General features: G+C 52.8%; 30 protein-coding genes. 12 read left to right on the plus strand and 18 right to left on the minus strand.

Annotation, left to right across the window (positions count from 1 at the left end):
• Window positions 1-9: 9 nt before the first annotated feature.
• From citF to citG, 3 genes are read left to right on the plus strand one after another with little or no spacing between them, the layout of a single operon-like run.
• Window positions 10-1,536, plus strand: a complete 1,527-nt coding sequence (gene citF, locus EH228_RS05145) for a citrate lyase subunit alpha (protein WP_152320601.1) — start codon at window positions 10-12, stop codon at window positions 1,534-1,536.
• Entirely contained in the window at window positions 1,533-2,072 is a 540-nt protein-coding gene (gene citX / locus EH228_RS05150) for a citrate lyase holo-[acyl-carrier protein] synthase (protein ID WP_152320602.1), read from the plus strand. The genes citF and citX overlap by 4 nt, the downstream gene beginning before the upstream one ends.
• A complete protein-coding gene (gene citG, locus EH228_RS05155) occupies window positions 2,050-2,958 on the plus strand; it encodes a triphosphoribosyl-dephospho-CoA synthase CitG (RefSeq protein WP_152320603.1) in 909 nt (302 codons plus the stop codon). Before citX ends, citG begins: the two co-directional genes overlap by 23 nt.
• A gap of 45 nt (window positions 2,959-3,003) precedes the next feature.
• On the opposite strand, the gene EH228_RS05160 is transcribed toward citG, so the two are convergent.
• From EH228_RS05160 to EH228_RS05195, 8 genes are all read right to left on the minus strand, one after another.
• Complete coding sequence (locus EH228_RS05160; RefSeq protein ID WP_152320604.1) at window positions 3,004-3,696, minus strand: amino acid ABC transporter permease; 693 nt, start codon at window positions 3,694-3,696, stop codon at window positions 3,004-3,006.
• A 14-nt stretch (window positions 3,697-3,710) separates the two neighbouring features.
• Window positions 3,711-4,412 (minus strand): amino acid ABC transporter permease, encoded by a 702-nt coding sequence (locus EH228_RS05165; protein WP_204902650.1) that lies wholly within the window; start codon window positions 4,410-4,412, stop codon window positions 3,711-3,713.
• A 76-nt stretch (window positions 4,413-4,488) separates the two neighbouring features.
• A complete protein-coding gene (locus EH228_RS05170; protein ID WP_152320606.1) occupies window positions 4,489-5,319 on the minus strand; it encodes a transporter substrate-binding domain-containing protein in 831 nt (276 codons plus the stop codon).
• A gap of 20 nt (window positions 5,320-5,339) precedes the next feature.
• Window positions 5,340-6,077 (minus strand): amino acid ABC transporter ATP-binding protein, encoded by a 738-nt coding sequence (locus tag EH228_RS05175; protein WP_152320607.1) that lies wholly within the window; start codon window positions 6,075-6,077, stop codon window positions 5,340-5,342.
• A 13-nt stretch (window positions 6,078-6,090) separates the two neighbouring features.
• Window positions 6,091-6,657 carry a peroxidase-related enzyme gene (locus tag EH228_RS05180; RefSeq protein WP_152320608.1) on the minus strand — a complete coding sequence of 189 codons (567 nt, stop codon included), beginning with the start codon at window positions 6,655-6,657 and terminating at the stop codon, window positions 6,091-6,093.
• Window positions 6,654-7,136: a CMD domain-containing protein gene (locus EH228_RS05185; RefSeq protein ID WP_152320609.1), complete on the minus strand. Its 483-nt coding sequence runs from the start codon at window positions 7,134-7,136 to the stop codon at window positions 6,654-6,656. The genes EH228_RS05180 and EH228_RS05185 overlap by 4 nt, the downstream gene beginning before the upstream one ends.
• Window positions 7,133-8,602 carry an NAD(P)-binding domain-containing protein gene (locus EH228_RS05190; protein WP_152320610.1) on the minus strand — a complete coding sequence of 490 codons (1,470 nt, stop codon included), beginning with the start codon at window positions 8,600-8,602 and terminating at the stop codon, window positions 7,133-7,135. Before EH228_RS05190 ends, EH228_RS05185 begins: the two co-directional genes overlap by 4 nt.
• 331 nt (window positions 8,603-8,933) lie before the next feature.
• A complete protein-coding gene (locus EH228_RS05195) occupies window positions 8,934-9,893 on the minus strand; it encodes a LysR family transcriptional regulator (RefSeq protein ID WP_152320611.1) in 960 nt (319 codons plus the stop codon).
• 198 nt (window positions 9,894-10,091) lie between these two features.
• On the opposite strand from EH228_RS05195, the gene EH228_RS05200 reads away from it, so the two are divergent.
• On the plus strand, window positions 10,092-11,486 hold the full coding sequence (locus EH228_RS05200) for an MFS transporter (protein WP_152320612.1): 1,395 nt from the start codon (window positions 10,092-10,094) through the stop codon (window positions 11,484-11,486).
• Between the two features lie 82 nt (window positions 11,487-11,568).
• Window positions 11,569-12,045, plus strand: coding sequence for an OsmC family protein (locus EH228_RS05205; protein WP_152320613.1), 477 nt, complete (start codon window positions 11,569-11,571; stop codon window positions 12,043-12,045).
• Window positions 12,046-12,114: 69 nt separating this feature from the next.
• On the opposite strand, the gene EH228_RS05210 is transcribed toward EH228_RS05205, so the two are convergent.
• Window positions 12,115-13,062, minus strand: coding sequence for a hypothetical protein (locus tag EH228_RS05210; RefSeq protein ID WP_152320614.1), 948 nt, complete (start codon window positions 13,060-13,062; stop codon window positions 12,115-12,117).
• A gap of 23 nt (window positions 13,063-13,085) precedes the next feature.
• Window positions 13,086-13,544 carry an Hcp family type VI secretion system effector gene (locus EH228_RS05215; RefSeq protein ID WP_152320615.1) on the minus strand — a complete coding sequence of 153 codons (459 nt, stop codon included), beginning with the start codon at window positions 13,542-13,544 and terminating at the stop codon, window positions 13,086-13,088.
• Between the two features lie 127 nt (window positions 13,545-13,671).
• On the opposite strand from EH228_RS05215, the gene EH228_RS05220 reads away from it, so the two are divergent.
• The 3 genes from EH228_RS05220 to EH228_RS05230 all read left to right on the plus strand — a co-directional run bounded on the left by EH228_RS05220 (window position 13,672) and on the right by EH228_RS05230 (window position 15,759).
• Window positions 13,672-14,061, plus strand: coding sequence for a VOC family protein (locus tag EH228_RS05220; RefSeq protein ID WP_152320616.1), 390 nt, complete (start codon window positions 13,672-13,674; stop codon window positions 14,059-14,061).
• A 61-nt stretch (window positions 14,062-14,122) separates the two neighbouring features.
• Window positions 14,123-15,430, plus strand: coding sequence for a tRNA lysidine(34) synthetase TilS (gene tilS / locus EH228_RS05225; protein ID WP_152320617.1), 1,308 nt, complete (start codon window positions 14,123-14,125; stop codon window positions 15,428-15,430).
• Complete coding sequence (locus EH228_RS05230) at window positions 15,427-15,759, plus strand: c-type cytochrome (protein ID WP_152320618.1); 333 nt, start codon at window positions 15,427-15,429, stop codon at window positions 15,757-15,759. Before tilS ends, EH228_RS05230 begins: the two co-directional genes overlap by 4 nt.
• 14 nt (window positions 15,760-15,773) lie before the next feature.
• On the opposite strand, the gene rof is transcribed toward EH228_RS05230, so the two are convergent.
• Both rof and EH228_RS05240 read right to left on the minus strand, forming a co-directional pair.
• A complete protein-coding gene (gene rof, locus EH228_RS05235; RefSeq protein WP_152320619.1) occupies window positions 15,774-16,037 on the minus strand; it encodes a Rho-binding antiterminator in 264 nt (87 codons plus the stop codon).
• The gene (locus tag EH228_RS05240; RefSeq protein ID WP_152320620.1) at window positions 16,024-16,224 is read right to left on the minus strand and encodes a YaeP family protein; all 201 of its coding nucleotides are present in this window, start codon (window positions 16,222-16,224) and stop codon (window positions 16,024-16,026) included. The genes rof and EH228_RS05240 overlap by 14 nt, the downstream gene beginning before the upstream one ends.
• 129 nt (window positions 16,225-16,353) lie before the next feature.
• Here EH228_RS05240 and EH228_RS05245 point away from each other — a divergent pair, with 129 nt between their 5' ends.
• Genes EH228_RS05245 through EH228_RS05255 form a run of 3 tightly spaced genes read left to right on the plus strand, consistent with a single transcriptional unit; the run spans window position 16,354 to window position 17,749 of the window.
• Window positions 16,354-16,905 (plus strand): YaeQ family protein, encoded by a 552-nt coding sequence (locus tag EH228_RS05245; protein ID WP_152320621.1) that lies wholly within the window; start codon window positions 16,354-16,356, stop codon window positions 16,903-16,905.
• Window positions 16,902-17,324: an alternative ribosome rescue aminoacyl-tRNA hydrolase ArfB gene (arfB, locus tag EH228_RS05250; RefSeq protein ID WP_152320622.1), complete on the plus strand. Its 423-nt coding sequence runs from the start codon at window positions 16,902-16,904 to the stop codon at window positions 17,322-17,324. Before EH228_RS05245 ends, arfB begins: the two co-directional genes overlap by 4 nt.
• 29 nt (window positions 17,325-17,353) lie before the next feature.
• On the plus strand, window positions 17,354-17,749 hold the full coding sequence (locus EH228_RS05255; protein ID WP_193323278.1) for a copper resistance protein NlpE N-terminal domain-containing protein: 396 nt from the start codon (window positions 17,354-17,356) through the stop codon (window positions 17,747-17,749).
• Between the two features lie 101 nt (window positions 17,750-17,850).
• On the opposite strand, the gene proS is transcribed toward EH228_RS05255, so the two are convergent.
• The 6 genes from proS to metN form a co-directional block, all read right to left on the minus strand.
• Window positions 17,851-19,569: a proline--tRNA ligase gene (gene proS / locus EH228_RS05260; protein WP_152320624.1), complete on the minus strand. Its 1,719-nt coding sequence runs from the start codon at window positions 19,567-19,569 to the stop codon at window positions 17,851-17,853.
• A 107-nt stretch (window positions 19,570-19,676) separates the two neighbouring features.
• Window positions 19,677-20,384, minus strand: a complete 708-nt coding sequence (tsaA, locus tag EH228_RS05265; RefSeq protein ID WP_152320625.1) for a tRNA (N6-threonylcarbamoyladenosine(37)-N6)-methyltransferase TrmO — start codon at window positions 20,382-20,384, stop codon at window positions 19,677-19,679.
• Window positions 20,381-20,788: an Rcs stress response system protein RcsF gene (gene rcsF / locus EH228_RS05270; protein ID WP_152320626.1), complete on the minus strand. Its 408-nt coding sequence runs from the start codon at window positions 20,786-20,788 to the stop codon at window positions 20,381-20,383. Before rcsF ends, tsaA begins: the two co-directional genes overlap by 4 nt.
• Window positions 20,789-20,936: 148 nt before the next feature.
• A complete protein-coding gene (locus EH228_RS05275) occupies window positions 20,937-21,752 on the minus strand; it encodes a MetQ/NlpA family lipoprotein (RefSeq protein ID WP_152320627.1) in 816 nt (271 codons plus the stop codon).
• 30 nt (window positions 21,753-21,782) lie between these two features.
• A complete protein-coding gene (gene metI / locus EH228_RS05280; RefSeq protein WP_152320628.1) occupies window positions 21,783-22,436 on the minus strand; it encodes a methionine ABC transporter permease MetI in 654 nt (217 codons plus the stop codon).
• Window positions 22,429-23,460: a methionine ABC transporter ATP-binding protein MetN gene (metN, locus tag EH228_RS05285; RefSeq protein WP_152320629.1), complete on the minus strand. Its 1,032-nt coding sequence runs from the start codon at window positions 23,458-23,460 to the stop codon at window positions 22,429-22,431. Before metN ends, metI begins: the two co-directional genes overlap by 8 nt.
• A gap of 180 nt (window positions 23,461-23,640) precedes the next feature.
• On the opposite strand from metN, the gene gmhB reads away from it, so the two are divergent.
• Window positions 23,641-24,201, plus strand: a complete 561-nt coding sequence (gene gmhB, locus EH228_RS05290; protein ID WP_152320630.1) for a D-glycero-beta-D-manno-heptose 1,7-bisphosphate 7-phosphatase — start codon at window positions 23,641-23,643, stop codon at window positions 24,199-24,201.
• The last annotated feature ends 276 nt before the right edge of the window (window positions 24,202-24,477 follow it).

Consider the following 24,477-nt stretch of genomic DNA (forward strand, 5'->3'; position numbering starts at 1 on the left):
ACAGAAACCATGAATCTCACAGAACTTCGCCAGATTAACCTTCCGCATTTGCCTGATTTAAAACTCTTTGACAGTGCCAGTGCGGCCACCCCGTGGTTGGCGGAGGTGAATATGAAGCACCGACGTAAGCTGTGCGCGTCGCTGGAAGAGGCGATCACGCGCAGTGGATTGCAAGACGGTATGACTATTTCATTCCACCACGCGTTTCGCGAAGGCGACCGGGTGATTAATCATGTGGTCGCCATGCTGGCGCGGTTGGGTTTTAAAAATCTGACACTGGCTTCCAGTTCGCTGATGGCCTGCAATGATGCACTGATCGAGCCTATTCAGAGCGGAGTGATCACTCGCATCTATACTTCCGGGCTACGCGGAAAGCTGGCTGAGGCCATCTCTCATGGTTTAATGGACGAACCCGTGCAGATCCACTCACATGGCGGCCGTGTAAAACTGTTGCAGGATGGCGAGCTGAAAATTGATGTCGCTTTTCTTGGCGTACCGTGTAGCGATGAATTCGGTAACGCTAACGGCACACAGGGTCAATCTGCCTGCGGTTCATTGGGTTATGCGATGGTGGATGCCCAATTTGCTCAGAAAGTGATATTGCTGACCGAAGAACTGGTGCCGTTCCCCAATATGCCTGCCAGCCTCAGCCAGGATCAGGTGGATATGATAGTCCAGGTAGAGAGTGTAGGCGATGCGGAGAAAATCAGTGTTGGCGCCGCTCGTGTCACCAGCAACCCGCGCGAACTGATGATTGCCCGCTATGCGACGGAGGTGATTGAACACTCTGGCTATTTTAACGACGGTTTTTCCCTGCAGACGGGGTCTGGCGCGGCAGCAACGGCGGTGACCCAGTTTATGGCCGAGAAAATGGTGCGTCATGGCGTGAAAGCGCGTTTTGCCCTTGGTGGTATCACTGGCAGTCTGGTGGCGTTGCATGAGCAAGGGTTGATTGAAAAATTGCTTGATACCCAGTGCTTTGACGGTGTGGCGGCGGACTCTCTGCGCCGTAATCCGAACCACGTCGAAATCTCTACCAATGAGTACGCTAATCCTGGCAGTAAAGCGGCCTGCTGTGATCAACTGGATGTGGTTATCCTCAGTGCGCTGGAGATTGATATCGACTTCAACGTCAATGTTATTACCGGATCTGATGGCGTGATGCGCGGGGCGTCTGGTGGTCACTGCGATGTAGCGGCGGCGGCGAACTTGACGATCGTGGTGGCACCGCTGCTGCGTAGCCGCATCCCGACAGTGGTAAAACGGGTGACCACTCGGTTGACGCCTGGCGAAAGCATCGATGTGCTGGTAACTGATCACGGGATAGCCGTTAATCCGGCACGCCCGGAGATCCGCGAGCGTCTGCTGGCGGCTGGGATGAATATTATGGATATCACGGCGCTCTACCAACGCGCGATGACCCTGAGTGGAGAGCCAAAACCGATTGCTTTTACTGATCGTATCGTCGGGATAATCCGCTATCGTGATGGCAGTGTGATTGACGTTGTCCGCCAGCTAAAAGAGGACACAATATGACCTTACTGGCGTCCGCCGGAATGGCGGTCAGTCTGGATGCGTTGCTGGCGGCGAAGGACCGCCGCGCGGCGTACCAGGCTGACTGGCTCGCTCGCTATCAACAACCGATTATTTCGCTGACGCTGGTGACCCCTGGCGCGGTAAAAGACAGCGCTCGTTATCGTAACACCATGGGAGTGGCGCTCCAGGTTGGCGACCAGATGCTATGGCGGCATCGCTGGAAGGTGCTCGACCGTCAGGTGCAGTGGCTGTCTACCGGGGCTGAGGCACTGTGGTGTGTGGCGCATCCAGCGGTAGAAATCAAAGCGCAATGCGCGGAAATAGAACGCACCCATCCACTTGGCAGACTGTGGGATTTTGATGTTTTTTGCCCGGAAAACGGGCAGGTGGGGCGACATTCGCTGGATCTCAACACCCGCCGTTGTCTGGTGTGCGATCAACTGGCTCATGGTTGCGCACGTTCTCGCTGTCATCCCATTGAAGACGTGCTGGCGCGCGTGGATAAATTGATCGATGGCTGGTTTGTTCGCGACTAACGAGGCATCAGCAGCGGATGTGCCTGGGCTGGCTGCGCGGGCACTGCGTCTTGAGCTGGATCTCACGCCCAAGCCGGGGCTGGTGGACTGCGACAACAACGGTTCGCACCAGGATATGGATCATGCGCTTTTTTTGCAAAGTATCGCGGCAATTACACCGTGGTTGTCGGTTTTCGAACAGTCAGGGAAGCGGCATGCGCGACAACCTGCCAGTGAACAACTGCGCCTGCTGCGTCCAGAGGGAATCGCTTGCGAGCAGGCGATGTTTGTCGCCACCCATGGCATAAACACCCATAAAGGGGCTATTTTCTCGCTTGGATTGCTGTGTTTTACCGCCGGTCGTTTGCAGGCGCAAAACCGTATCATCAGCGCAGATGCGTTGTGTCAGGAGGTCAGTGCAATCTGTCGCGGTTTGGTCGCGCAGGAGCTGTCAGCCCGCCCGCATGCGGTCACCGCAGGAGAAAAGCAGTTTCGCGAGTATGGTCTGACCGGAGCGCGGGGTGAGGTGGAGCAGGGCTTTGCTACGGTGCGTGGGGCGATATTGCCGTTCTGGCATCAGGAACAGGGTGAACGGCAATTACATCATGCGTTGCTACGTCTGATGAGTGTTAATCGGGACAGTAATCTGGTGTCGCGCGGCGGTATCGCCGGGCTGCGTTATGTGCAGAATTATGCCGCGACCTTGCTGGCCACGGCATGGGATGACGCTGCCCTGCGTGAGATGGATAACGCGTTGATAGCCCGGCGCTTAAGCCCAGGCGGTAGCGCCGATTTATTGGCGGTTTCTTACGTCCTGGCGGCGTTGATGACCCCCGATGCCCGCAGTTCTCACCCGTCATCTGGCCGCGAGAAAATCAGGGCGTTCAGTCAGTGGAGTGAAGGCTGAGTTTCTGGTTCTCTTCGCCATTCATCAAGGGGGAAATGGGACCTCTCAGCTTTTCATCCTTAACGCCGCCTCAAGTTTGTCCGCTAATTTGGTGACGAGCCAGGCAATCACCATATAGAACACCACTGCTATCAGGAAGGCTTCCAGGTAGTAAAAATTCAGCGCCGCAGTTAACTGGGCCTGAGCAAAGATATCGACCACCTCAATGGCGAATGCCAGCGACAGCGCTTTCATAATCACCATAAAAGCGTTCGCCAGGTCCGGGATGGCGGCAACGATAATCTGTGGAAACAGGATGCGCCTGAACAACTGACCATTACTGTAGCCTAATGAATGGGCGGCATCAGACTGACCGCGGTCAAAGGTGTTCAGCGCGCCTTTCACCACTTCGGCCTGAAACGCCGCCACGCAGGCGGTGAGCGCCACAATGACTATCAGCCAGTTCGGCATTGAATGCGCATTCATTTTTATCCCCAACAGAGCACTGAACGATTCAAGCGCCAGTGGCAGGCCGTAATAGGCGAGGAAAATCACCACCACCATCGGGATCCCCTTGAAGGTGATTTTGTACAACACCACCAGTTGCCGCAGCAATGGGATCCGTCGGTGTTCCACCAGGGCAAACAGTCCGCCGATCAACGTCGAGAGTATAAAGATAGTCAATGCCATTGCCAGTGTGGCTGGCACGGCCCCGAGGATACTCCAGAAGTCCTGAGCTAACACTTCAGAATCAAACATCGCATATTCTCTTATCAGACGCTTGCCGTGAACTTGACTTTTTCCGCTACCGTAGCAGTGTGCGAGGTGTATTTCGCATGGCGCAACTCAAAAAAGCGGACGATCAACCAGGCAATCAGGCACAGCAGTGAGTAGATGGCGGCCAGCACCAGGTAGGTGCCAAACTGGTACTGGTTGTAGTCGCGTTCCATGATCAGATGCGCCGTCGCCATCACGTCCGCTGCACCGATATACATCACCAATGCGACGTTATGGATGAGGTAGATTATCGCGTTGCCATAGCCTGGTAGCGCTATGTGAATGGCCTGTGGCCCGACGATACGCGTGATTTTCTGGCGAAAGCTGTATCCCAGGCTGTCTGCCGCATGATGTTGCCCACTATCAATCGCCAGATAAGCCGGACGCATCACTTCTGACAGATAGCCGCCGTGATACAGGCTCAGCGCCACCATTGCTGCGATAGTGGGGGTGAAGATGTCATCCTGTACCCCCAGCATCGCGGCGACCAGCGGCAGTCCATAAAAGGCGACGAATAACTGCAACACCACCGGTACGCTACGGGCGTAGGATACGTAGAGATCAGCCAGCGAGCTGATGACCACTATCCGACGAATCCGTAACGTCGTCGTCGCCAGAGCCAGCAAAAAACCGGCGAATAGGGCGACAAACATAATCGCCAGCGTCAACGGCAGGGCCGACAGCAGCTCGGGGATCATGGTAGAAAGATTCACGGTAAACACTCCTGAGAATTAGGGGCTTTAACCTGCGGATAACAGGCTTCAGGCGCGTGCGTTACTTCATATACTTCACGATGTCTTCGCCGAACCATTTCTGTGAAAGTTTGCTGAGCGTACCGTCATCTCTCAGTGCTTTCAGCGCCTTATTGACATCATCATTCAGTACCTTGTTCTGTGCTGACTTATGGATAAGGATGTAAGTATTGTCGATGGAGACGGGTTCACTGGTGTTGATCGCCAGTTTTTGATTATCGATAACGGTCTGCTCACCCAGGTTTGATGGCAGGATTAACGCATCATATTTGCCCTCCTGTACCTCCTTCAGGCGATCCGGGTAGGGCACGCCCGCACTTGAGGCGGTAATGTCAATTTTGTAGCCAGGAGTAGCCTGTTGCCACTGGGTAACAAATTTATAGACCCCGCCCCCGGCAGTGACAGGTACAATCTTTTTGCCGACCAGATCTTTCATACCGTTGATATTGCTATTTTTGTTGCTGTAGATCTTCATCAGGCTTGCACCGATGGGATTAGCGGGAATAAAAAACTGTTTACTGCGTGCAGGCGAGGTGAAATAGCCGCCGGTGGCCATGTCGTACTTACCTGTTGCCAGGCCAGTCTCCTGTGCGATATCCGCAGCGCCTTCCATCACAAATTTGTACTGCGGCAGTTTCGCGTTGATGGCTTTTAGCACGTCCGGCTCATAGCCCTGAGGCTCCTGACCGAGGGCGCCCCATGACAGCGGTTTGGATTCTGCCGCCGTGGCGATTTTAATCGTGCGGACGGCGCTGTCAGCGCAGGCGGCAAAGCTGATTGCTGCGGTGGTCAGTGCGAGGCCCACACCGCCAAGAACGGCCAGACGACGTATGGTGGATTTGATTGCAGGCATGTCTTATTTTCCTTTTATTATCAAAATACGCGTTCAGAGTTGAGGAACTGCGCCAGCCGTGGCGTGGCAGGGGATGCAAAAATTTCGTCGGGGCTGCCTTCAGCCGCGACCACCCCTTGATCCATAAATACGATGCGACTGGAGATGTTTTTCGCAAACTGCATCTCGTGAGTGACCAGTAATGACGTGATGCCGGACGAGGTCACGTCTTTGATCACCTTCAGGACTTCGCCGACCAGTTCCGGATCCAGCGATGAGGTCGGTTCGTCAAACAGGATGACATCCGGACGGACTGCCAGCGCCCGCGCGATCCCCGTACGCTGCAGTTGTCCACCAGAAAGCTGCGAAGGATAATGATCCTGCCGGGTCGCGAGGCCGACGCGATCCAGTTCCTGCAGGGCGATTTCACGCGCCTCTGTTTTGGATTTGCGCTGTACCACCACCAACGGGTCCATGACATTCTCAATCACTGTCATATTCTTGAAAACGTTGAATTGCTGAAACACCATCGCGGTTCGCAGACGGATAGTCTTGATGGCGTGTTTATCCACCGACTGATAATCCATATGGATGTTGTCGAGGGTAATGGTGCCGGAGGTCGGCTTCGCCAGATAGTTAATACAGCGTAGCAGGGTGGTCTTGCCAGTACCGCTGGGGCCGATAATCGACACCACGTCGCCGCGTTTAACCGAGAGATTAACGCCTTTCAGGATCGACGTACTGCCGTAAGAGAGCCTGATATCATTGAGTTCTAGCACTGTGTCGTCTCCTTTAGCTGCCGGTTCTGGCTTCGCCGAGGACGTGCATCAGGCGATTGGCCCAGCCAAAAATGGCGACAGCGTGGATCAAATCGATAATTTCCGGGTCGTTCAGGCCGACAGTACGCAGTGCGGCGATATCTTCCGGGGTTGCCTCTGCCGGCGTGGTTGAAAGCCGACGCGCAAAGCGATAAATCGCCGCATCTCGCGGACTAAGCCGTTCGGGCTGGTCAAACCAGAGCGCACTGACCAGCTCGTTGCTATGGGTGAGCTGGGCATGGCGACGGGCGTGAACGACCGCGCAATATTTGCAACCATTGACCATCGAGGCGGCCAACGCCCCCAGTTCGCGGTCCGGTCGCGCCAGGCCGCCATCGACATACATGATGGCGTTAAACAACACGGTACGGGCCAGATAGCTTTCGGGATCGTGCGCCAGCGTGCGAACATACGTCGAAATCTTCAGGTTGGAGGGCGTGACCTTCATCGCTTCCCGTTGTTCCGGCGTGGCGTTGTGCAGCTCAACCGGGGTGATATAAGGATGCCAGGTTAATGGTTTCAGACTGACCTGTGGGATCATAAGGACCTCATCAGGCGTAAGCCAGTTGTGACGCGAGTCTGGAAGTTGATAAAGGCAATCAGTTCGGAAAGCGCGACAATCTGCGGATTATTCAGGCCGGCCTGTTCCAGCCGGGTGATATCATGTGCTGTCGCGGCAAATGGCGTCAGGGTTATCAAATCAACATGACGGGCGATGGCGGCCAGCGGTTGTTCGGTAATGGTTGCCCCGGAGGCCAGCGCCAGTAGCTGCGGCGATGGCTGACACGCCGTCAACTGAGCGTCATATTCTGCGATCAACGGTTGATTGTCATTCAGCACAGCCATCCGGCGGGCCAGCGCAATCCGCAGGTCAGTGGCGAGCCCCTGATCGTTGGCGGGGGTTAATACTGCGTGGCGGCACAGTTCTGCTCCCTCAACAAATTCGGGTCGAAAGCGGCGCGCGCTGAACAGCTTATCGTCCGGCGAAAGGCCAGCAGCCTGGTCTATAGCGTCGATCACAAGGTGTTCTCCTGTTTTAGCAAAGGGGTGGAATCAGTCCATTCATCTCCCTGAAGTTCGGGATTGTCGTAAGCCGTCAGGTTGTTGAAATGGCGGTCGACGTCCTCGGCAAACAGCGAGGCGGTAATGCCAAGCACCAGACGTTCAGCGCCAGTGCTGATCGCCGGAATATCGCCGGAGACTTTGCCATGGGTCAGCATTGCTGCGTCATTAAAGCAGTGGATATGCGCCAGCATCGGACAGTTGCCGGGCACGCGCTCACGGAATTCAAAGGCTGGCCCCAGATCCGGCGCTGCCAGCATGGTTTGTCGGGGAGGCCCCATCTCCGCGTGATAGCGACCATCGGACCAACTGCGGATATGTGGTGCAATGGCGGTGAATTCCGGGCGCCCGTTGAAGTCATTGGTGAAACCGGTAGCCGCAATCAGAAAATCGTAATGCATTTTGCCCTGAGTGGTTTCAATCAGCAGACCATCGGCCTGCTCCTTGACGGCCACGATGCCACAGTCGAGAAAAAAACGGGCATTGGGATGACGGGAGACGCGTAGCGTCGAGGAGCGGGGCGGCGGGGTCTGGGTTGCGGCGCTGTAATCGACAAATTTCCACTTCCATGCATCGGGGAGCAAGTGCATACCGTGTATTACGCCTGGGCTGCTGATACCGGTCATTTTGTTGATGCGCGGCATTGTCTTCCGGCGGATCAACATATCCACCGCGCCTGCGCCTGCCTCAAGTGCTGTTGCGGCGTTATCCATGGCGGAAGCGCCAGCACCGATCACGGCCAGGCGTTTTCCCCGCAGCGCGGCAAAATCAATTTCGTCGGCGGAATGCGCCCACCAACGATGATTAACCCCTTGCAGAAAATCAGGGATCGCCATGCCGCCCAGGCCAGATCGACCGGTTGCCAGTACCAGATGGCGGGTGAACAGCCGGCCTGTTTCCGCGCCGTCGATATCCAGCGCGATCAACGACCCCGCCTGTTCGATAGCCGTCAGACGGACATTATTATGTACTGGCAGATTAAGCACCTTGCGATACCAAATCAGGTAATCCATCCACAAATTTTTGGGAATTTTGTCCAGCGCCAGCCAGGCTTCATCACCCCATTGTGCCGTAAACCAGGCGCGGAATGTCAGCGCTGGCAGGCCGAGCGCCGGACCAGCCAGCGTTTTCGGTGAACGTAATGTTTCCATGCGCGCGAAGGTGAGCCATGGGCCTTCCATCCCGGCTGGCGCAGCATCGTAAGCGACCACATTGTCTATCCCAGTCAGTTGCAGCTTAGCGACTGCCGCCAGCCCGCACATCCCCGCGCCAATGACCACCACATCACGCGCGGCGACGCCGTTATGCTGGCGCTGAGGAACCCAGGGTTTAGCCGGGAGTTCAAGGACGTCCAGATCTTGCCGGAGTCGGGCCTCCAGGGCAGCCAGGCCGCTGGCTGTTGGCAACGGGACGGTATGGGTCATGACATATTCCTTATCTTTATCCTGGGCAAACCACAAAAGCCGGGTGAAGGCGCATTAGCACAACAGTGCATTAAAAATGCGGATAATGAAATTCTTTATTATTTATTTTATGAATCATAGATTGTCAATTATCTGTAATTTGCATGGTGCTGAACGAGATCCGACTATGCTTCTCACTGCGGTTGAGTGTCAAGGGGAAGACTTCCGCCGCAATTGATGTTTTTCTTCTATCTTATGCATAAATAATGCTAAGAAGCGCCCGGCAGAAAGACGAGATGGGGAACAAAGAACGACGTGGATCAAGCTTATATGCCCCAGTGGGGCCGGGCTGTCAGTGGTGATTGATCAGCCGCATTACCCGTGGATGTTCGCTGGCCGCCAGACGCTGGAAAGCGGGAAGCAGATTTTGTGCCGCCTGCTCAACAGCGCCAACCAGTGACTGTGCCGCGGCAGAAAGTTGGCGGCCTTGCGGGGTGATGATGCCGAAGAAGTAAGGGATCTCTTCTTCCAGCGTGCGGATCGCCACACCTTCCAGCGGCATGCCCCATGCGGTTACCGGCTCAAGGATCGCCACGCCAAGCCCCGCCCGTACGCAGGCCAGAATATTTGCCGAGGAGTTGGTCTCAATGGTTTCATGCGGCAGAACCTTAAGCTTCTTCAGCGCCTTCTCAAAACTCCCGCGCAGGCGCAGCGGATTCCATGGCACGATAATTCGTCGTCCGGCCAGACGATGCAGCGCAATCTGATTTTCAGTCGTCAGTGGATCATCCTGAGGCAGGGCGACCACGCACCGCGACTGTCCGATCCAGTGTAGCTCGACCGCGTCATGCTCCAGAGGCAGGCTGCAAAGACCAATGTCTGCTTCGGCGGAGATCACCGCATGCGCGGTCTGTTCAGCCGACTGACTGATTATCTGCACTTTATTTTGCAAATCCAGCAGGGCCAGAGCCTGCGGCAATAAGCCCGCTGCCAGTGCTGGCGTGGCGGCAATATTGAGGGGACGTAATTGCTGATGACCGATTTCATGGGCCCGCAGACGGACTTGCTGTAACGACAACAACGCTTTTTGCACGTACTGATGCAGTTGTAACGCCGCTTCGGTAGGGTGGATGCGCGGTCCGTTGCGGATAAACAGCGGGTAGCCCAGCGATTGCTCCAGTTCCTGCAACTGGCGAGAAATCGTCGGTTGTGAGCGATCAAGGGCTTTCGCGGCTGCCGTGACGCTACCGGCAGAAATCACCGAGGAGAAGGCTTCCAGCTGTTTTAAATCCAGGTCGTGTAAAGTGGTCATCCCGCACATCGTTCCTAACCGTTTGATTAATCCCGATAACATGACGGGAGATGCCTCATCATAGTCATACCGGGTAAAATAAGCCACTGTGGTGAGTGTGGTCTGATTCCCCTAACGCTTTACCGGTTTGGGTTGATTTAATGGTGAGTTATCTGTCATTAATAACGAATAAACGTTTTAAAAGAAGGACAAAGGGTGATGGTCGAACGTGGTACATCACGCCCCGGCAGCACGGCACTGGCATTGTTGGTCGCCGTGACATTTTTTATGGAAAACCTTGATGCGACCGTCATTACTACCGCGATCCCGCAAATGGCCCGCGAGTTTATGGTCAGCCCGGTCGCGCTGAATATTGGCGTCAGTGCCTATTTGCTGGCTGTTGCCGTAGGGATCCCTTTAAGCGGTTGGTTGGCGGGACGCTACGGGGTACGAACGATATTCTCTGCCGCTATCTTACTGTTCACTTTTGCTTCCGTGCTGTGTGGTTTGAGCGATAACCTGGCGTTGTTCACCACCAGTCGGGTGTTGCAAGGGATCGGGGGGGCGCTGATGGTGCCGGTTGGGCGTATGGCGGTACTGCGCGTGACTGAAAAAAAGGACATGATTAAAACCATCGCCTTTATCACCTGGCCGGGGTTGATTGCTCCGGTGTTGGGGCCGTTGCTGGGTGGGATAATAGTGACGTACGGTCACTGGCCATGGATATTCTGGTTGAATATTCCTCTCGGTATTCTGGCTGTTATCGCTTCGCAATATCTGGTGCCGCAGTTCAGTCAGGACACTGTCCGTCCCTTTGATATCCTTGGTTATTTATTTACGGCTGGTGGCTGTACGGCGCTTATTGTCGCGCTTGAATGGCTGGGACAAGGTTATATCAGCGCCGGTGCGACGTTATTTATTGCCGGTATCATCTGCTGCTGGTTGGCCTGGCGGCACAGCTTACGTCATCCCCATCCTTTATTACCTTTCTCGGTGTTAAAAATTGCGACTTTTCGCGATGCGGCCATCGGTGGGGCGTTGTTCAGGGCTTCGATTAACGCGATTCCTTTCTTATTACCGCTACTGTTCCAGCTCTGTTTTGGCTGGAGTGCCGCCCAGGCGGGGTCGATGGTGCTTTGGGTATTCGCCGGTAATCTGGCGATGAAACCAGCGACTACCTGGCTGATGAAAAAGTGGGGCTTTAAGCATCTGCTGATCGTCAATGGGATCATCAGTTTACTGTCGATCTTGTGCTGTCTGCCGCTCACCCCGGCTTTGGGATATTATGCTATCGCCGCCATTCTATTCATTGGGGGCTTGTCTCGTTCATTGCAGTTCAGTTGCTATAACAGTCTGAGCTTTGCCGACATTCCACAGAATATGATGAGCGACGCTTCTATTTTATTCAGTATTTTCTTCCAGTTCAGTATGAGTGTCGGCGTTGCTATCGCCGCGCTGTCCATGCGGGTGTCAATGCAGTGGCATGAGCATCGCGTGCCACAACAAATCGATATCAATGTGGCCTTTGCCAGCGTGGCAATGATGGTATTACTGTCTTTGTTTAATAGCTGGGGAATGGAGAAGCGTGCCGGGCATGAGGTGCTGGTTAAATAATATCTATACCAATGCTGGCGCCAACACAGAGAGGTTGCCTGGTTGAATACTTCTTTCCGATAACAAAGCAGGAGCAACATTGATGGCGCATCGTGAACATCATTATCAGGTGAACGTGACATGGACCGGTAATCAGGGGAGTGGGACGGCGTCTTATAAATCCTACCAACGCGATTATGACATTTCCGCCGGTAAGAAACGGCCTATTTCCGGTTCATCTGATCCGGCATTTTTGGGGGATGCCACACGCTGGAATCCGGAGGAACTGCTGGTAGCTTCGGTTTCTGCCTGTCACAAACTTTGGTATCTGCATTTGTGTGCAGAAGCAGGTATCTGTGTTTACTCCTATCTGGATCGGGCGGAAGGGACCATGACGGAGGGTGAAAAAGGCTGTTTCACGGGCATCACCCTCCGACCTGAAATAACCATCCGTTCCGGCGATGATCTTGCGTTAGCGGATCAATTGCATCACCGTGCGCATGAATTATGCTTTATCGCCAATTCACTTAATTTCCCGGTGTTATGTGAGCCGGTCATCGTGCATGACACTATGTCATAAAGTGAGGTTGGCTACTGGCCTGTGCTGGGTGATGAGGTCCGTCCCTGTACAGGTCACAGAGAAAAATCGTTAAAGAGACAGTTTATCCGCCAGCGCCAGCCATCCTGCGGGCTCTTTTATCAGCTTAACAACATCATATTTTTTATAAAATTGTTGCATGCTGCTGATCCCTCTCTGAGTGAAGATTTCTTCGAAAACCATCGCCGCCGGGCTGTTATGGATACGCAGTGTCGTTTTCAAATCCCGGTTAGCGAGATAATGTATTGCCATCGCGACCCTCATAATAATTTCGTTATTAATGCCATCGACATGGATCCCCTTTGATGTCAGGTCATCAAAGGCGGTTTTTGCTAAACTTAATGCATAATTTATTTCTTTATAATTTTCATGAATTTCTTTCCCCGGTACAACAGATAATGCAGTGTTTATTAAAGTGCTAATGCTTTTATTTCTCTTTATCTTAATAATGTAGTTGAGATTGTCTTTTAAAAAATTGGCAGAAAATTCGTCATATTGTTTGAATCCTTCATGGTTATTTAACCCGTTGGAGATTTTTTTTAGTTTATGTCGATGGAGAGCCGATGTTGCGAAAGATGATAAAGATAACGTGGCTTTCGTCACACTTACTCCTGCCGTGTGCACATTGGCCGGTGTTGTTGCCAATACTGTGACAGACTTGGCAATCTTCTTTCTCTTTCTTAACTGAAAATATTTTATGGTCTCACTGTTCCGGTAGGAGGCGTTACTGTTTGCAATGTAGGTTTCTGATAATTCATTTCTCCTGATGCCATATTCATCTGTGGCCTTACTATTATTGTCAAAATCAATTAGCAGGTAGGGGTTTGCACAGATGTCGGGGTGGGAAGATAATGCGCTGTCAATCAAATCTGTCCCCCCGGTAGTATAGGCGCTTCCTGTCGAATATTCTGTATGTCCGGTCGGCGTCGTAATGATCTCCAGTGCCGGGGATAAATATTTTATCGCACGGGTTATTTTTGGAATAATGGCAATGCCCATTGTCCTCTCCCTCTCTGGTTATATTATATTTCTTTGTTCTGCTTAATATCCCAACCAGACTTCGTTTCCGCGCCTTTCGTCCCCTTATCACTTTGCTCCCAGTAGTGAATGTTTACTCTGGAAGCCTGGAATGAATAATTAACGACAATTTCTTCCGTATCGCCTATTCCATTGAAGTCAACATTGGTAATAAGAACATCCTCAAGTGATATTCTGGAATATTCGACCTGGTTTCCACCTGCTTTACAGACAGATAGATCAACTTTTGTTATATGTTTTCCACTGGCACAGTATTTAAGAATTGCAGGTGTCGCTTTATCGATAAAGGCCTGTACGGTCAAATCTCTGAAATTAACCTTCCCAGCACCGCCGCCGCCGCCGACGCTCATATTGCCAGGTTGGTTTGCTCCCCAGTTAAATGAGAGCGCATCAATCCAGTTCTTATGATTAGAGTCGTTTGATTCTCCAGTAACACCTTCCATAAAACGCCAGTCACGCTGCTCATCTTTTTTATACCTGTGCCGCAGGCGTGGTTCCAGAATTGTGCCATTGTTGCCAGACGTGGGGCTGCGTAAAGTAACGAATGGCAGCAATAACCAGGAGACCGTTATGTTGGGTATTAAACAGATTCATCACATCGCTATCATCGCCAGCCAGTATGAAGTCAGTAAACGATTCTACTGTGAGGTGCTGGGTTTTACCCTGATGGGCGAAGTGTATCGGGAAGCCCGCGACTCATGGAAAGGGGATCTGGCGTTGAACGGCCAGTACACGATTGAGCTGTTTTCGTTCCCGTCTCCGCCAGAGAGACCCACTCACCCTGAAGCGTGTGGTTTGCGCCACCTGGCTTTCAGTGTGGCCGACATTGATGCCGCGAAACAGTATCTGGACGCGCAAGGGGTCGTTTGTGAAGCTATTCGCACAGATCCGTTAACTGACAAGCGTTTTACCTTCTTCTCCGATCCGGATGGTTTGCCGCTGGAGCTGTATCAGGCGTAAGATAATGTCTTACTGAACCGGTCAGGCTGGCCGGATTGTTGACACTGGCTGCGGAATTTTCATGGCACTGCTTCACCTTCAACAGCAACTTGCCGGACATCAGCGTTTGCTGGTGGCCTACAGCGGCGGGCTGGACTCTACCGTGCTGTTACATCAATTGGTCTGCCTGCGCCGAATGTTCCCCTCGCTTCATCTGCGGGCGATTCATATCCATCATGGTCTGAATGTGCGGGCCGATCACTGGATGGCCCATTGCCAGCAGCAGTGCGCCAACTGGCAGGTTCCGTTGGCAGTGGTGAAAGTGCGGGTGGATAGCCGTGATAAAGGTATTGAAGCCGCGGCGCGGGTAGCCCGTTATCAGGCGTTTCGCGATAATCTGCAAGAAGGTGAAGCATTGCTGACTGCCCAACATCAGGACGACCAGTGTGAAACGCTACTGCTGGCGCTGAAACGAGGGAGTGGCCCGGCCGGTCTGTCTGGCATGCCGGCACAAGCCTCGCTGAATACGCATGCGCATTTACGCCCGTTACTGGCCTGCAGTCGACGCCAACTGGAAAGCTGGGCGGCAGAATATCGCCTGCAATGGGTTGAGGACGACAGTAATCAGGACCAACGTTATGATCGTAACTTCCTGCGTCAGGCCGTATTACCGCTGCTGAACACCCGCTGGCCGCATTTTTCTCAGTCGGCGTCACGGAGTGCCAGCCTGTGCGCTGAGCAGGAGCAATTGCTGGATGAGTTGTTGGCGGAATCGCTGAATGCGCTGGTGGATAATCAGGGAACCATGGCCATTGCGCCTCTGGCGGCCATGAGTAGTGTCAGGCGGAATGCCCTGATCCGCCGGTGGATTGCCGCTCAACAAGGGGATATGCCATCGCGTGATGCGTTGCAGAGGATTTGGCTGGAGGTGGCTTGCAGCCGTGAAGATGCAGAACCCTGCCTGCAACTGGGGCGCTATGAAGTTCGTCGCTACCGTAACCGGCTTTACTGGCTTGAACAGAGAGATTCTCTGCGCGAGGTGGTGATTGAGTGGCCAGCCAGCCAGCAATCTATTGAGCTGCCAGCCCAGTCAGGATGGTTGATACGGGCAGAGCAGGGAACGGAGATACGGTTGCCGACAGCAGGAGAGAAGATGACTGTGCGCTTCCAGGCGCAGGGGAAATTTCATATTGTCGGACGAGCAGGTCGCCGCCCGCTAAAAAAACTCTGGCAGGAACTGGCTATTCCGCCATGGCAGCGAGAGCGTATCCCGCTGATTTTTTATGGTGATCAATTGATTGCCGCTGTGGGGGTCTTTACGACCCGTGAAGGCTTTCCCGAAAAGCAACCCAGCTGGCTGGTTTGCTGGCAACAAGAGAAAGAGCAATGATCAAAAGTACCTTCCTGACGTTGGCATTGACCACGTTGAGTTTGCCGGCCCTGGCCGCTGGCAATGTATCAGCGGGAAAAGACAAGGCCACCCATTGCCAGGCTTGTCACGGCGCGGCAGGTAAATCGGCGGCGCCGATTTATCCAAATCTCGCGGGACAGAACGCCGACTATCTATCGCTGGCGCTGCATGCTTATAAAAATGGTGGGCGTAATGGGGGACAGGCTGAAGTAATGAAGGCCTTCGTCGCAGGACTCAGTGATAGTGATATTGACGATCTGGCGGCGTATTATGCCAGTTTACAACCTGAAGACGGGAAGGGCAGCTGAACCGCCCTGAAGGTTTAATCCGACTCGCTGACGACAACCGTACCCAGGTCCGGATGACTGAAGCTGGCAATATGGTCAAGTCGCAGTTCGCGGACTTCGCCGGAAAGATCGATAGCAATATATTCGACGTTCTTACGTGACACCATCTCCGTTGCTTTGGCTTTCAGTTGTTCACCGTTTTTCAGTGTCAGTACCAGCGTCCAGTTGTTCTGACAGGCGAGTTCCAGGTTGTCGTAATCATCGCAGTTGATCGGTTTGTAGGCTTCATTCGTCAACATAATCGCTCACCAATAAGTTTGCAGCAGCAAAAGCTGCCTGTTCCCTGATGGAAGAGTGTAGCGCAGTATTAGCCGCTATCTCATCAAGTGCTTTTAGAACGCAAGCCAATGCGTCCGGCACGTATCCCAGTTCGCCGCTGCCGATTTCAGCGTATTTGCGGCGCACTAATTCACAATACTTTTGCACAGGCACCTCAAGAATTTTATCTGGCGATTTTACGACTATAACACAGGATTTTACGTGAAATCAGCTTGATGGTGAGTGATTTGTCGGGGCAACGGGTTACAATAGCAGGTCATCAAGATAAGGATCCCCATGGCACTGAAAGCGACTATTTACAAAGCGATGATTAATGTTGCCGATATGGACCGGAATGTGTACATCGACAGTACTCTGACACTGGCCCGTCATCCTTCCGAAACAGAAGAACGACTGATGTTACGGCTGCTGGCCTGGTTGGTGAATGCGCATGAGCGGCTGATCTTTACCCGGGGGCTCAGCGCCGAGGATGAGCCGGAGATCTGGCAGCTCAATGATCATAACGGCATTGATGTGTGGGTGGAACTGGGGCTGCCAGATGAGCGCCGGATTAAAAAGGCTTGCAATCGTGCGGCCAGCGTTTACCTGTACACTTATAATGCCCGTGCGGCGCAAACCTGGTGGCAACAGCATCAAAGCAAATTGCAGCAGGATAATCTGACGGTGCGCTTCCTTGATGATCAACAGTTGAAGGCGTTGACCAGTCTGGCTTCGCGTTCGATGAACCTGCAGGCTACTGTGCAGGATGGCACCATTTGGTTATCTGATGAACAGAATAACCTTGAACTGCACTTTACCGACTGGCTGCTAAACGGCAGATTGGCATGATTGTTTTGTCTCGTCACGTAACAATTCCGGATAGTGAGTTGGAGTTGACCGCTATCAGGGCACAGGGTAATGGCGGTCAGAATGTTAATAAAAGCGCCACGGCTATTCACTTGCGTTTTGATATTCGTGCCTCAAGCCTGCCGGCGTTTTATAAAGCGCGTTTGTTGCAGGCCCGTCATCATCTGATTACGACGGAAGGTGTGGTGATTATCAAGGCCCAGGAGTATCGCAGTCAGGAGATGAATCGTGAGGCGGCGCTGAAGCGACTGGAAAACCTGATTCAGGAATTGACCGTGGTGGAGAAGATGCGACGACCGACGCGACCGACGCTGGCTTCGAAAAAACGCCGACTGGAGGGCAAGGCCCGTAAAGCGACGACCAAATCGTTGCGCGGTAAAATGCAGCGTATCCCGGATTAAAACTGATGCACCTCAGGGAGATAAATAAAATGAAAAAAATCGTTTTGGTGGTACTGATATCGCTGTTTTTGGACTCTCTGTCAGGATGCAGAAATTACGATACCGCGTTGTCATCGCAAACGCCGACTGTCATGGCGCAGCAGTATCAGGGCGTCATTCCTTGTGCTGATTGTCCGGGCATCCGGGTTTCCCTGGCGCTACAACAGGGCGGTCGCTACAGTCTGAATGAGTATTATCTGGGGTCTGATAATGTCAGCAATACAGAACAAGGCCGCTGGAGCAGAACAGCGGAAAAACTGGTACTGATATCGGGCAAAGGAGAGAAACGATATTTCAGGCCGTTGAGCGACGGGTTGGAAATGATGGATACGCAGGGAAACCCCATTCAGTCGACTAACCGCTACTGGCTGGCCGCGGTCAAATAAGGGCGTTAAAAGCGTTGGCTCACATGGCGTGAGGGATGATTACTGCGTAACCGGACCTGAAATAAAGCGGCGGTGGGCTATTCAGTCCACCGCCGTTAGTTTTAAGCTTTCACCACCTGGCTCAGGAAATCAACGATTTCACTGGTTTTGATCATGCGCTTCTCGCCTTCGCGACGGGATTTATACTCAATCTCTTCATTGTCCAGGTTACGCTCGCCGATAACAATAGTATGCGGCACGCCAATCAGTTCCATATCGGCAAACATCACACCTGGGCGCTCTTTACGGTCATCGAGGATAACTTCAATGCCCTTTGCGCGTAGTTCGCGGTAGAGTTCTTCCGCCAGCGCTTGCACGCGGAAAGATTTGTGCATGTTCATCGGCAGGATGGCAACCTGGAACGGCGCCAGCGCGTCTGGCCAGATGATGCCGCGCTCGTCATGATTCTGCTCAATTGCCGCGGCAACGATACGGCTGATGCCGATACCGTAACAACCCATAGTGAGCGTCTGGTTACGGCCATCTTCACCCTGTACCGCGGCTTTCATTGCTTCAGAGTATTTAGTCCCGAGTTGGAAGATATGACCGACTTCAATACCGCGTTTAATCAGCAACGTTCCTTTTCCATCCGGGCTGGCATCACCTTCCACGACGTTTCGGATATCTGCCACGCGTGGTAAGGGCAGATCACGCTGCCAGTTAATGCCGATGAAATGCTTACCCTCTTTATTTGCACCAGCCGCAAAGTCGCTCATGACCGCCACAGTACGATCAACCACGATAGGCAGCGTCAGGCCAACCGGGCCAAGAGACCCAGGCCCCGCGCCCACTGCCGTACGGATTTCTTCTTCAGTGGCAAAGGTCAGTGGCGTCGCGACGATATCAATCTTCTCCGCTTTCACTTCATTCAGTTGGTGATCGCCACGGACCAGCAAGGCAACCAGGTTATGACCACTCTCTTTGGTTGCTTTAACCAGCAGGGTTTTAACTGTTTTTTCGACAGGCAGATTGAACTGCTCCACCAGCGCCGCGATAGTTTTGGCGTTCGGCGTGTCAATTTCGGTCATTGGTTGCGTAGCATCCGCGCAGTTGACTGCCGGGGCCACCGCTTCGGCCAGTTCAATATTGGCGGCGTAGTCCGAATCCGTAGAGAACACGATGTCATCTTCACCGCTCTTCGCCAGGACCTGGAATTCATGTGAGGCACTGCCGCCAATTGAACCGGTATCCGCCTGCACGGCCCGGAAGTCCAGCCCCATACGACGGAAACACTGGCTATAAGCGCGGTACATATCATCGTAGGTCGCCTGCAGAGATTCCTGCGAGGTGTGGAACGAGTAGGCATCCTTCATGATGAATTCACGTGAACGCATTACGCCGAAACGCGGACGAACTTCATCACGGAATTTAGTCTGGATCTGATACACATTCAGAGGCAGTTGTTTGTAAGAGCTCAGCTCGTTGCGGATCAGATCAGTCACCACTTCTTCATGTGTCGGACCCAATACAAATGGACGTTCACCACGATCAACAAAGCGTAACAGTTCAGGCCCGTATTGCTCCCAGCGGCCACTTTCCTGCCACAGATCGGCAGGTTGCACCACCGGCATGGAAATCTCAATAGCTCCCGCGTTGTTCATCTCGTCACGCACGATGTTTTCAACTTTTTTCAGAACCCGCAGACCGGTTGGCAGCCAGGTGTACAGACCGGAAGCCAGTTTGCGGATCATCCCCGCGCGCAGCATCAGTTGGTGGCTGATGACTTCAGCGTCAGCAGGGATCTCCTTCTGAGTGGAGAGTAGATAGTGAGTAGTACGCATGAGTTACGATTCCAGTTAAGCAGAGAGCTTACGAATTAAGCCAGACAAAAATTGCTGGCGGCTAGTGTACCAGCGTGTCCGAAGACTCAAAAGATGCCGGGGATAAATTAACGGCTGTCGATGGCGGTCACCAGCGTTCCACGGGTATTCACGCACCAGCGGACATTGAAATCCAGTAGCCAGACGGCGTATTCCCGCCCGGGTTCTTCCCCTTTACGGTAGGCTGGACGCGGGTCCTGAGCCAGGACCTGAGTGATAAAGCGGGCCAGATGCGGATAGTGAGGTTGATAGCGGGCAATTTGTTGCTGTGCCTGAACGGAAAAAGTCACCGGCATATCTGCCGCCGGTGCCTGCTGGGCAAAGCCAGCTTGTGCCTGGGGGAGGGATTCCGCAAAGGGTAGATACGGCTTGATATCGATAATGGGGGTACCATCGACCAGATCAAGACTCCCCAGTTCAAGTATCACACCGCCTTTTTCTGTGCGGATACCGCGCAGTTCGACCAGCGACATACCGACAGGATTGGGGCGAAAGGTGGAGCGAGTAGCGAAAACACCCATGCGGATATTACCGCCGAGTCTGGGTGGACGGACCGTGGGACGCCACCCTCCAGCCATCGTCTGATGAAAGACAAACAGCAACCAGAGATGGCTAAACGCTTCCAGGCCGCGGACCGCTTCTGGCTGATTGTAGGGGGGGAGCAGATACAGTTCACCGCCGCCATCCTGAATCAAACCAGGCTGACGGGGAACAGCGAACTTCTCCTTCCAGGGAGAACGGATCGTACCGATTTGCTGGAAGGAAAAAGCATTCATTGATTGCTCACTTTCAGCGCGGACCCCTGACAGATGGCCTGGCGGTAGCAGCCCTGTGAGTTGGTGATAATCTGGCACTGATGCAGCAGTACAGCGTTGCCTTTCATGCTGGCGGCCCGGCTCTGCATTCTCCTGCGCGCCGTGTTGATATTCGGCGGCGAGCTCTGGAGACTACTTTGGCAATCTTCACCATAGACCTCACCCAGATCGCGGAAAGGCTTACTCACCAGTTCGCTGGCGTTGGTATAAAGTTTCACCGGTGCAGGGCGAGGGGTGGAGCGAGCCGATTCTGACTCAGTTTGCGTATGTTGCTTATTAAAAGGTTCAACAGGTTTATACGGTTTCTGTAGCAACGAACACCCTGTCAGCGAAAGGGCTAATAAACAGAGCGGAAAAACACGCATGGGAAGATCCTTCATGTTGGATAATTGGCATTATTGAAACAAGCCCTAGGGGAAATAACAAGCGCTTAGAAATGACTAAAGCGGGCAATGGCCCGCTTTACTTAAAGAGATAACCGCTATACCGGCGCGAGGGCTGTAACGGATCGGGTTACCAGCCTTTTACGGCACCGCCGTTGAAGATTTTATTCGCGGCATCGCTAACCTCGTCAGACTGATAGGCTCGCACGAATTTTTTAACGTTTTCGGCATCTTTATTGTCTTCGCGCGCGACGATCAGGTTGACGTAAGGGGAGTCTTTATCTTCCACAAAGATCCCGTCTTTCGTTGGCGTCAGGTTGATCTGGCTGGCATAGGTGGTATTGATGACCGCCAGCGCGATTTGCTTATCGTCCAGAGAACGTGGCAGTTGTGGTGCTTCCAGCTCAACCAGCTTGATGTTTTTCGGGTTCTCAACCACGTCCAGTACGGTTGGCATCAGGCCAACACCGTCTTTCAGTTTGATCAAACCCACTTTTTGCAGCAGAAGCAGGGACCGGCCGAGGTTGGTCGGATCGTTAGGGATGGCCACTTGTGCGCCATTAGGCAATTCGTCCAGCGATTTAATTTTTCTGGAGTAACCTGCAATGGGGTAAACAAAAGTGTTACCGACGGGCACCAATTTGTAGCCACGATCCTTAATCTGCTGATCCAAATACGGTTTGTGTTGGAAGGCGTTAACATCGATATCACCTTTGCTCAGCGCTTCGTTTGGCAGCACGTAATCGTTGAAGGTGACCAGTTCAACGTCCAGGCCGTATTTCTCTTTAGCGACCTTTTTAGCCACTTCAGCCACTTGCTGCTCTGCTCCGACTATTATCCCGACTTTGATGTGGTTTGGATCTTTTGTTTTCTGATCGCAACCAACCAGTGCTAATGTACCGATTAGCGCACCCACAGCGGCAATTGTTTTAAAATTAAAAGACATATCCTTTCCTTAATCAGAATGTACGGTTGTTTACTTGTGAGAGACAGCCCGGACGATACGTTCGCCACAGAACTGAATCAAATAGACTAAAATCACTAACAAAACTAATACCGTATTCATCACGGTTGCGTCATAACCGATATAACCATACTGAATGCCAATCTGGCCCAGCCCTCCAGCACCGACCGCTCCGCCCATTGCCGAATAACCGACGAGGGTGATGAGAGTGATCGTTGCAGCATTAATCAGACCAGGCAACGCTTCTGGTAACAGAACCTTTTTAACGATCTGCATTGGTGTCGCCCCCATCGCGCGCGAGGCTTCAATCAGTCCGGGTGGCAGTTCCAACAGCGTGTTTTCAACCATGCGGGCAATAAAGGGCGCAGCGCCGATGGTTAAAGGCACGATGGCAGCCTGCAGACCAATTGAGGTGCCGACGATCATCCGGGTAAATGGGATCATCCACACAAGCAAAATGATAAAAGGAATCGCGCGGAAAATGTTGACCAACGCGGACAGTGAACGGTACAGCGTGCGATTTTCAACAATCTGGCCAGAACGAGTAATATACAACAGGACACCCAGCGGCAGCCCCAGCAAGAAACCGAAGAAGCCTGACACAAAAGTCATGACCAGCGTCTCCCAGACGCCACGGCAGAGCAGAAGAATCATTGCCTCAGACATAACCTAATACCTCGACCTTCACGTGGTGTTCTGTAAGGAAATCAATCGCTGCTTTGGTGTCCGCTTCCTTCCCGTGTATTTCGGTTAGCATAATGCCGAATTTCACACCGCCAGCGTAATCCATCTGAGCGCTGATAATATTATTATTCACATTGAAGCGACGGGCTGATTCAGAAAGCAAGGGCGCATCGACCGACTGACCGGTGAATTCCAGACGTAATAATGGCACACTGTCCGGGCGGGCTTCAGCCAACAGGCGAGCCGCATAATCACTTGGAATATCCAGATGTAGTGTAGACTGAATGAACTGCTGAGCCAGCGGCGTTTTGGGATGAGAGAACACTTCGCTCACCGTATCCTGCTCGATCAGCTTGCCATTACTAATAACCGCCACCTGATCGCAGATGCGTTTAACCACATCCATCTCATGAGTTATCAGGAGAATGGTTATCCCGAGGCGGTGGTTAATATCTTTCAGTAGTTCGAGGATAGAACGGGTGGTGGCGGGATCCAGTGCACTGGTGGCTTCGTCACACAGCAGAACTTTCGGATTGCTGGCCAGCGCACGGGCAATCGCCACGCGTTGTTTTTGCCCGCCGGAAAGGTTGGCTGGCCATGCATCGTGCTTGTCCGCCAGGCCCACCAGCTCCAGTAGTTCACTCACGCGGGATTTAATTTCGCCCCTGGACAATTTGCTTAACTCCAGCGGCAGGGCAACGTTGCCCGCTACCGTTCGGGAGTTCAACAGGTTAAAATGTTGGAAGATCATGCCGATCTGGCGGCGGGCAAGGGTTAACTGATGTTCAGAAAGTGAAGTCAGTTCTTGATTATCGACCCGTACTGTGCCGGATGTTGGGCGTTCAAGCAGGTTGACGCAACGGATAAGGGTACTTTTACCCGCGCCAGATGCGCCAATTACGCCGTAAATTTGTCCCACAGGTACATGCAGGCTGACATCAGACAGCGCGGTAATATCATGTGTACCCTGCTGGAACACTTTGGTGATATGAGAGAGTTTTATCATTTTATTGGATGATGCAATTTTCCGTGGCGTTTATTTTAGTGCATCCCGACCAGGGCGGAAGGCGGGTGGATGTTAAGGCATCCAGACGTCTAAATCAATCAAAGTCATTCAATCTGACATTCTCGCCGTAGACGAAATCATGCAATACTTTACGGCAACTTTAGTAGCAGGAGTTTCTACGTGGCAGGCAAAATCCCCGCAATTTTTCTGGATCGTGATGGTACGGTGAATGTCGATCATGGTTATGTCCATGAAATAGACCATTTTCAGTTTATTGATGGCGTGATTGATGCGTTGCGTGAGCTGAAGAAAATGGGCTACGCATTGGTGATGGTGACCAACCAGTCTGGTATCGCGCGCGGTATTTTTACTGAAGATACCTTTATGCAACTGACCGAGTGGATGGACTGGTCTCTGGCTGATCGGGATATCGATCTCGACGGTATCTATTTTTGTCCCCATCATCCGGATGCCGTCGTGGCAGAGTATCGTCAGCAGTGTGATTGTCGCAAACCGCAGCCGGGAATGCTGCTGGCCGCGCAAAAAGAACTCAATATCGATATGGCGGCTTCTTATATCGTCGGCGACAAAATTGATGACCTGCAGGCGGGCGAGGCAGCCGGGGTCGGTACCAAGGTATTGGTCCGTACGGGTAAGCCTGTAACGGCAGAGTCTGAAAAAACGGCAGACTGGGTGATTGATAGCCTGGCTGACCTGCCGGCAAGGATAAAACAGGGCTAAAAAGCAGAGGTGTGGACGAAGTTTCAGCGAACGATAAAAAACTTCATTTTTATACTTGCCTTCCTGCGGCGCATGCCTATAATGCGCCTCCATCGAACGGCAACGAACACGTATTCAGTGTGCTGGAAGATGAAGGGAAAACTCCTGATAAAAGGGGGTTGACTCTGTGGGTGGAAGACGTATTATACGCCACCTCGCGGTAGAGTGGCCTGGCTACTTACCGCACTGCTCTTTAACAATTTATCAGACAATCTGTGTGGGCACTCGCAGGATTGA

The organism is Erwinia endophytica (genome assembly GCF_009295515.1).
Lineage (GTDB): Bacteria > Pseudomonadota > Gammaproteobacteria > Enterobacterales > Enterobacteriaceae > Erwinia > Erwinia endophytica.

Bases quoted from the DNA above. Each gene is read 5' to 3' on its own strand.
- citF (WP_152320601.1), top strand. From the start codon at position 10: ATGAATCTCACAGAACTTCGCCAGATTAACCTTCCGCATTTGCCTGAT.
- citX (WP_152320602.1), top strand. From the start codon at position 1,533: ATGACCTTACTGGCGTCCGCCGGAATGGCGGTCAGTCTGGATGCGTTG.
- citG (WP_152320603.1), top strand. From the start codon at position 2,050: ATGGCTGGTTTGTTCGCGACTAACGAGGCATCAGCAGCGGATGTGCCT.
- EH228_RS05160 (WP_152320604.1), bottom strand. From the start codon at position 3,696: ATGTTTGATTCTGAAGTGTTAGCTCAGGACTTCTGGAGTATCCTCGGG.
- EH228_RS05165 (WP_204902650.1), bottom strand. From the start codon at position 4,412: ATGATCCCCGAGCTGCTGTCGGCCCTGCCGTTGACGCTGGCGATTATG.
- EH228_RS05170 (WP_152320606.1), bottom strand. From the start codon at position 5,319: ATGCCTGCAATCAAATCCACCATACGTCGTCTGGCCGTTCTTGGCGGT.
- EH228_RS05180 (WP_152320608.1), bottom strand. From the start codon at position 6,657: ATGATCCCACAGGTCAGTCTGAAACCATTAACCTGGCATCCTTATATC.
- EH228_RS05190 (WP_152320610.1), bottom strand. From the start codon at position 8,602: ATGACCCATACCGTCCCGTTGCCAACAGCCAGCGGCCTGGCTGCCCTG.
- EH228_RS05195 (WP_152320611.1), bottom strand. From the start codon at position 9,893: ATGACCACTTTACACGACCTGGATTTAAAACAGCTGGAAGCCTTCTCC.
- EH228_RS05200 (WP_152320612.1), top strand. From the start codon at position 10,092: ATGGTCGAACGTGGTACATCACGCCCCGGCAGCACGGCACTGGCATTG.
- EH228_RS05205 (WP_152320613.1), top strand. From the start codon at position 11,569: ATGGCGCATCGTGAACATCATTATCAGGTGAACGTGACATGGACCGGT.
- EH228_RS05210 (WP_152320614.1), bottom strand. From the start codon at position 13,062: ATGGGCATTGCCATTATTCCAAAAATAACCCGTGCGATAAAATATTTA.
- EH228_RS05215 (WP_152320615.1), bottom strand. From the start codon at position 13,544: ATGGAAGGTGTTACTGGAGAATCAAACGACTCTAATCATAAGAACTGG.
- EH228_RS05220 (WP_152320616.1), top strand. From the start codon at position 13,672: ATGTTGGGTATTAAACAGATTCATCACATCGCTATCATCGCCAGCCAG.
- tilS (WP_152320617.1), top strand. From the start codon at position 14,123: ATGGCACTGCTTCACCTTCAACAGCAACTTGCCGGACATCAGCGTTTG.
- EH228_RS05230 (WP_152320618.1), top strand. From the start codon at position 15,427: ATGATCAAAAGTACCTTCCTGACGTTGGCATTGACCACGTTGAGTTTG.
- rof (WP_152320619.1), bottom strand. From the start codon at position 16,037: ATGTTGACGAATGAAGCCTACAAACCGATCAACTGCGATGATTACGAC.
- EH228_RS05245 (WP_152320621.1), top strand. From the start codon at position 16,354: ATGGCACTGAAAGCGACTATTTACAAAGCGATGATTAATGTTGCCGAT.
- arfB (WP_152320622.1), top strand. From the start codon at position 16,902: ATGATTGTTTTGTCTCGTCACGTAACAATTCCGGATAGTGAGTTGGAG.
- EH228_RS05255 (WP_193323278.1), top strand. From the start codon at position 17,354: ATGAAAAAAATCGTTTTGGTGGTACTGATATCGCTGTTTTTGGACTCT.
- proS (WP_152320624.1), bottom strand. From the start codon at position 19,569: ATGCGTACTACTCACTATCTACTCTCCACTCAGAAGGAGATCCCTGCT.
- tsaA (WP_152320625.1), bottom strand. From the start codon at position 20,384: ATGAATGCTTTTTCCTTCCAGCAAATCGGTACGATCCGTTCTCCCTGG.
- rcsF (WP_152320626.1), bottom strand. From the start codon at position 20,788: ATGCGTGTTTTTCCGCTCTGTTTATTAGCCCTTTCGCTGACAGGGTGT.
- EH228_RS05275 (WP_152320627.1), bottom strand. From the start codon at position 21,752: ATGTCTTTTAATTTTAAAACAATTGCCGCTGTGGGTGCGCTAATCGGT.
- metI (WP_152320628.1), bottom strand. From the start codon at position 22,436: ATGTCTGAGGCAATGATTCTTCTGCTCTGCCGTGGCGTCTGGGAGACG.
- metN (WP_152320629.1), bottom strand. From the start codon at position 23,460: ATGATAAAACTCTCTCATATCACCAAAGTGTTCCAGCAGGGTACACAT.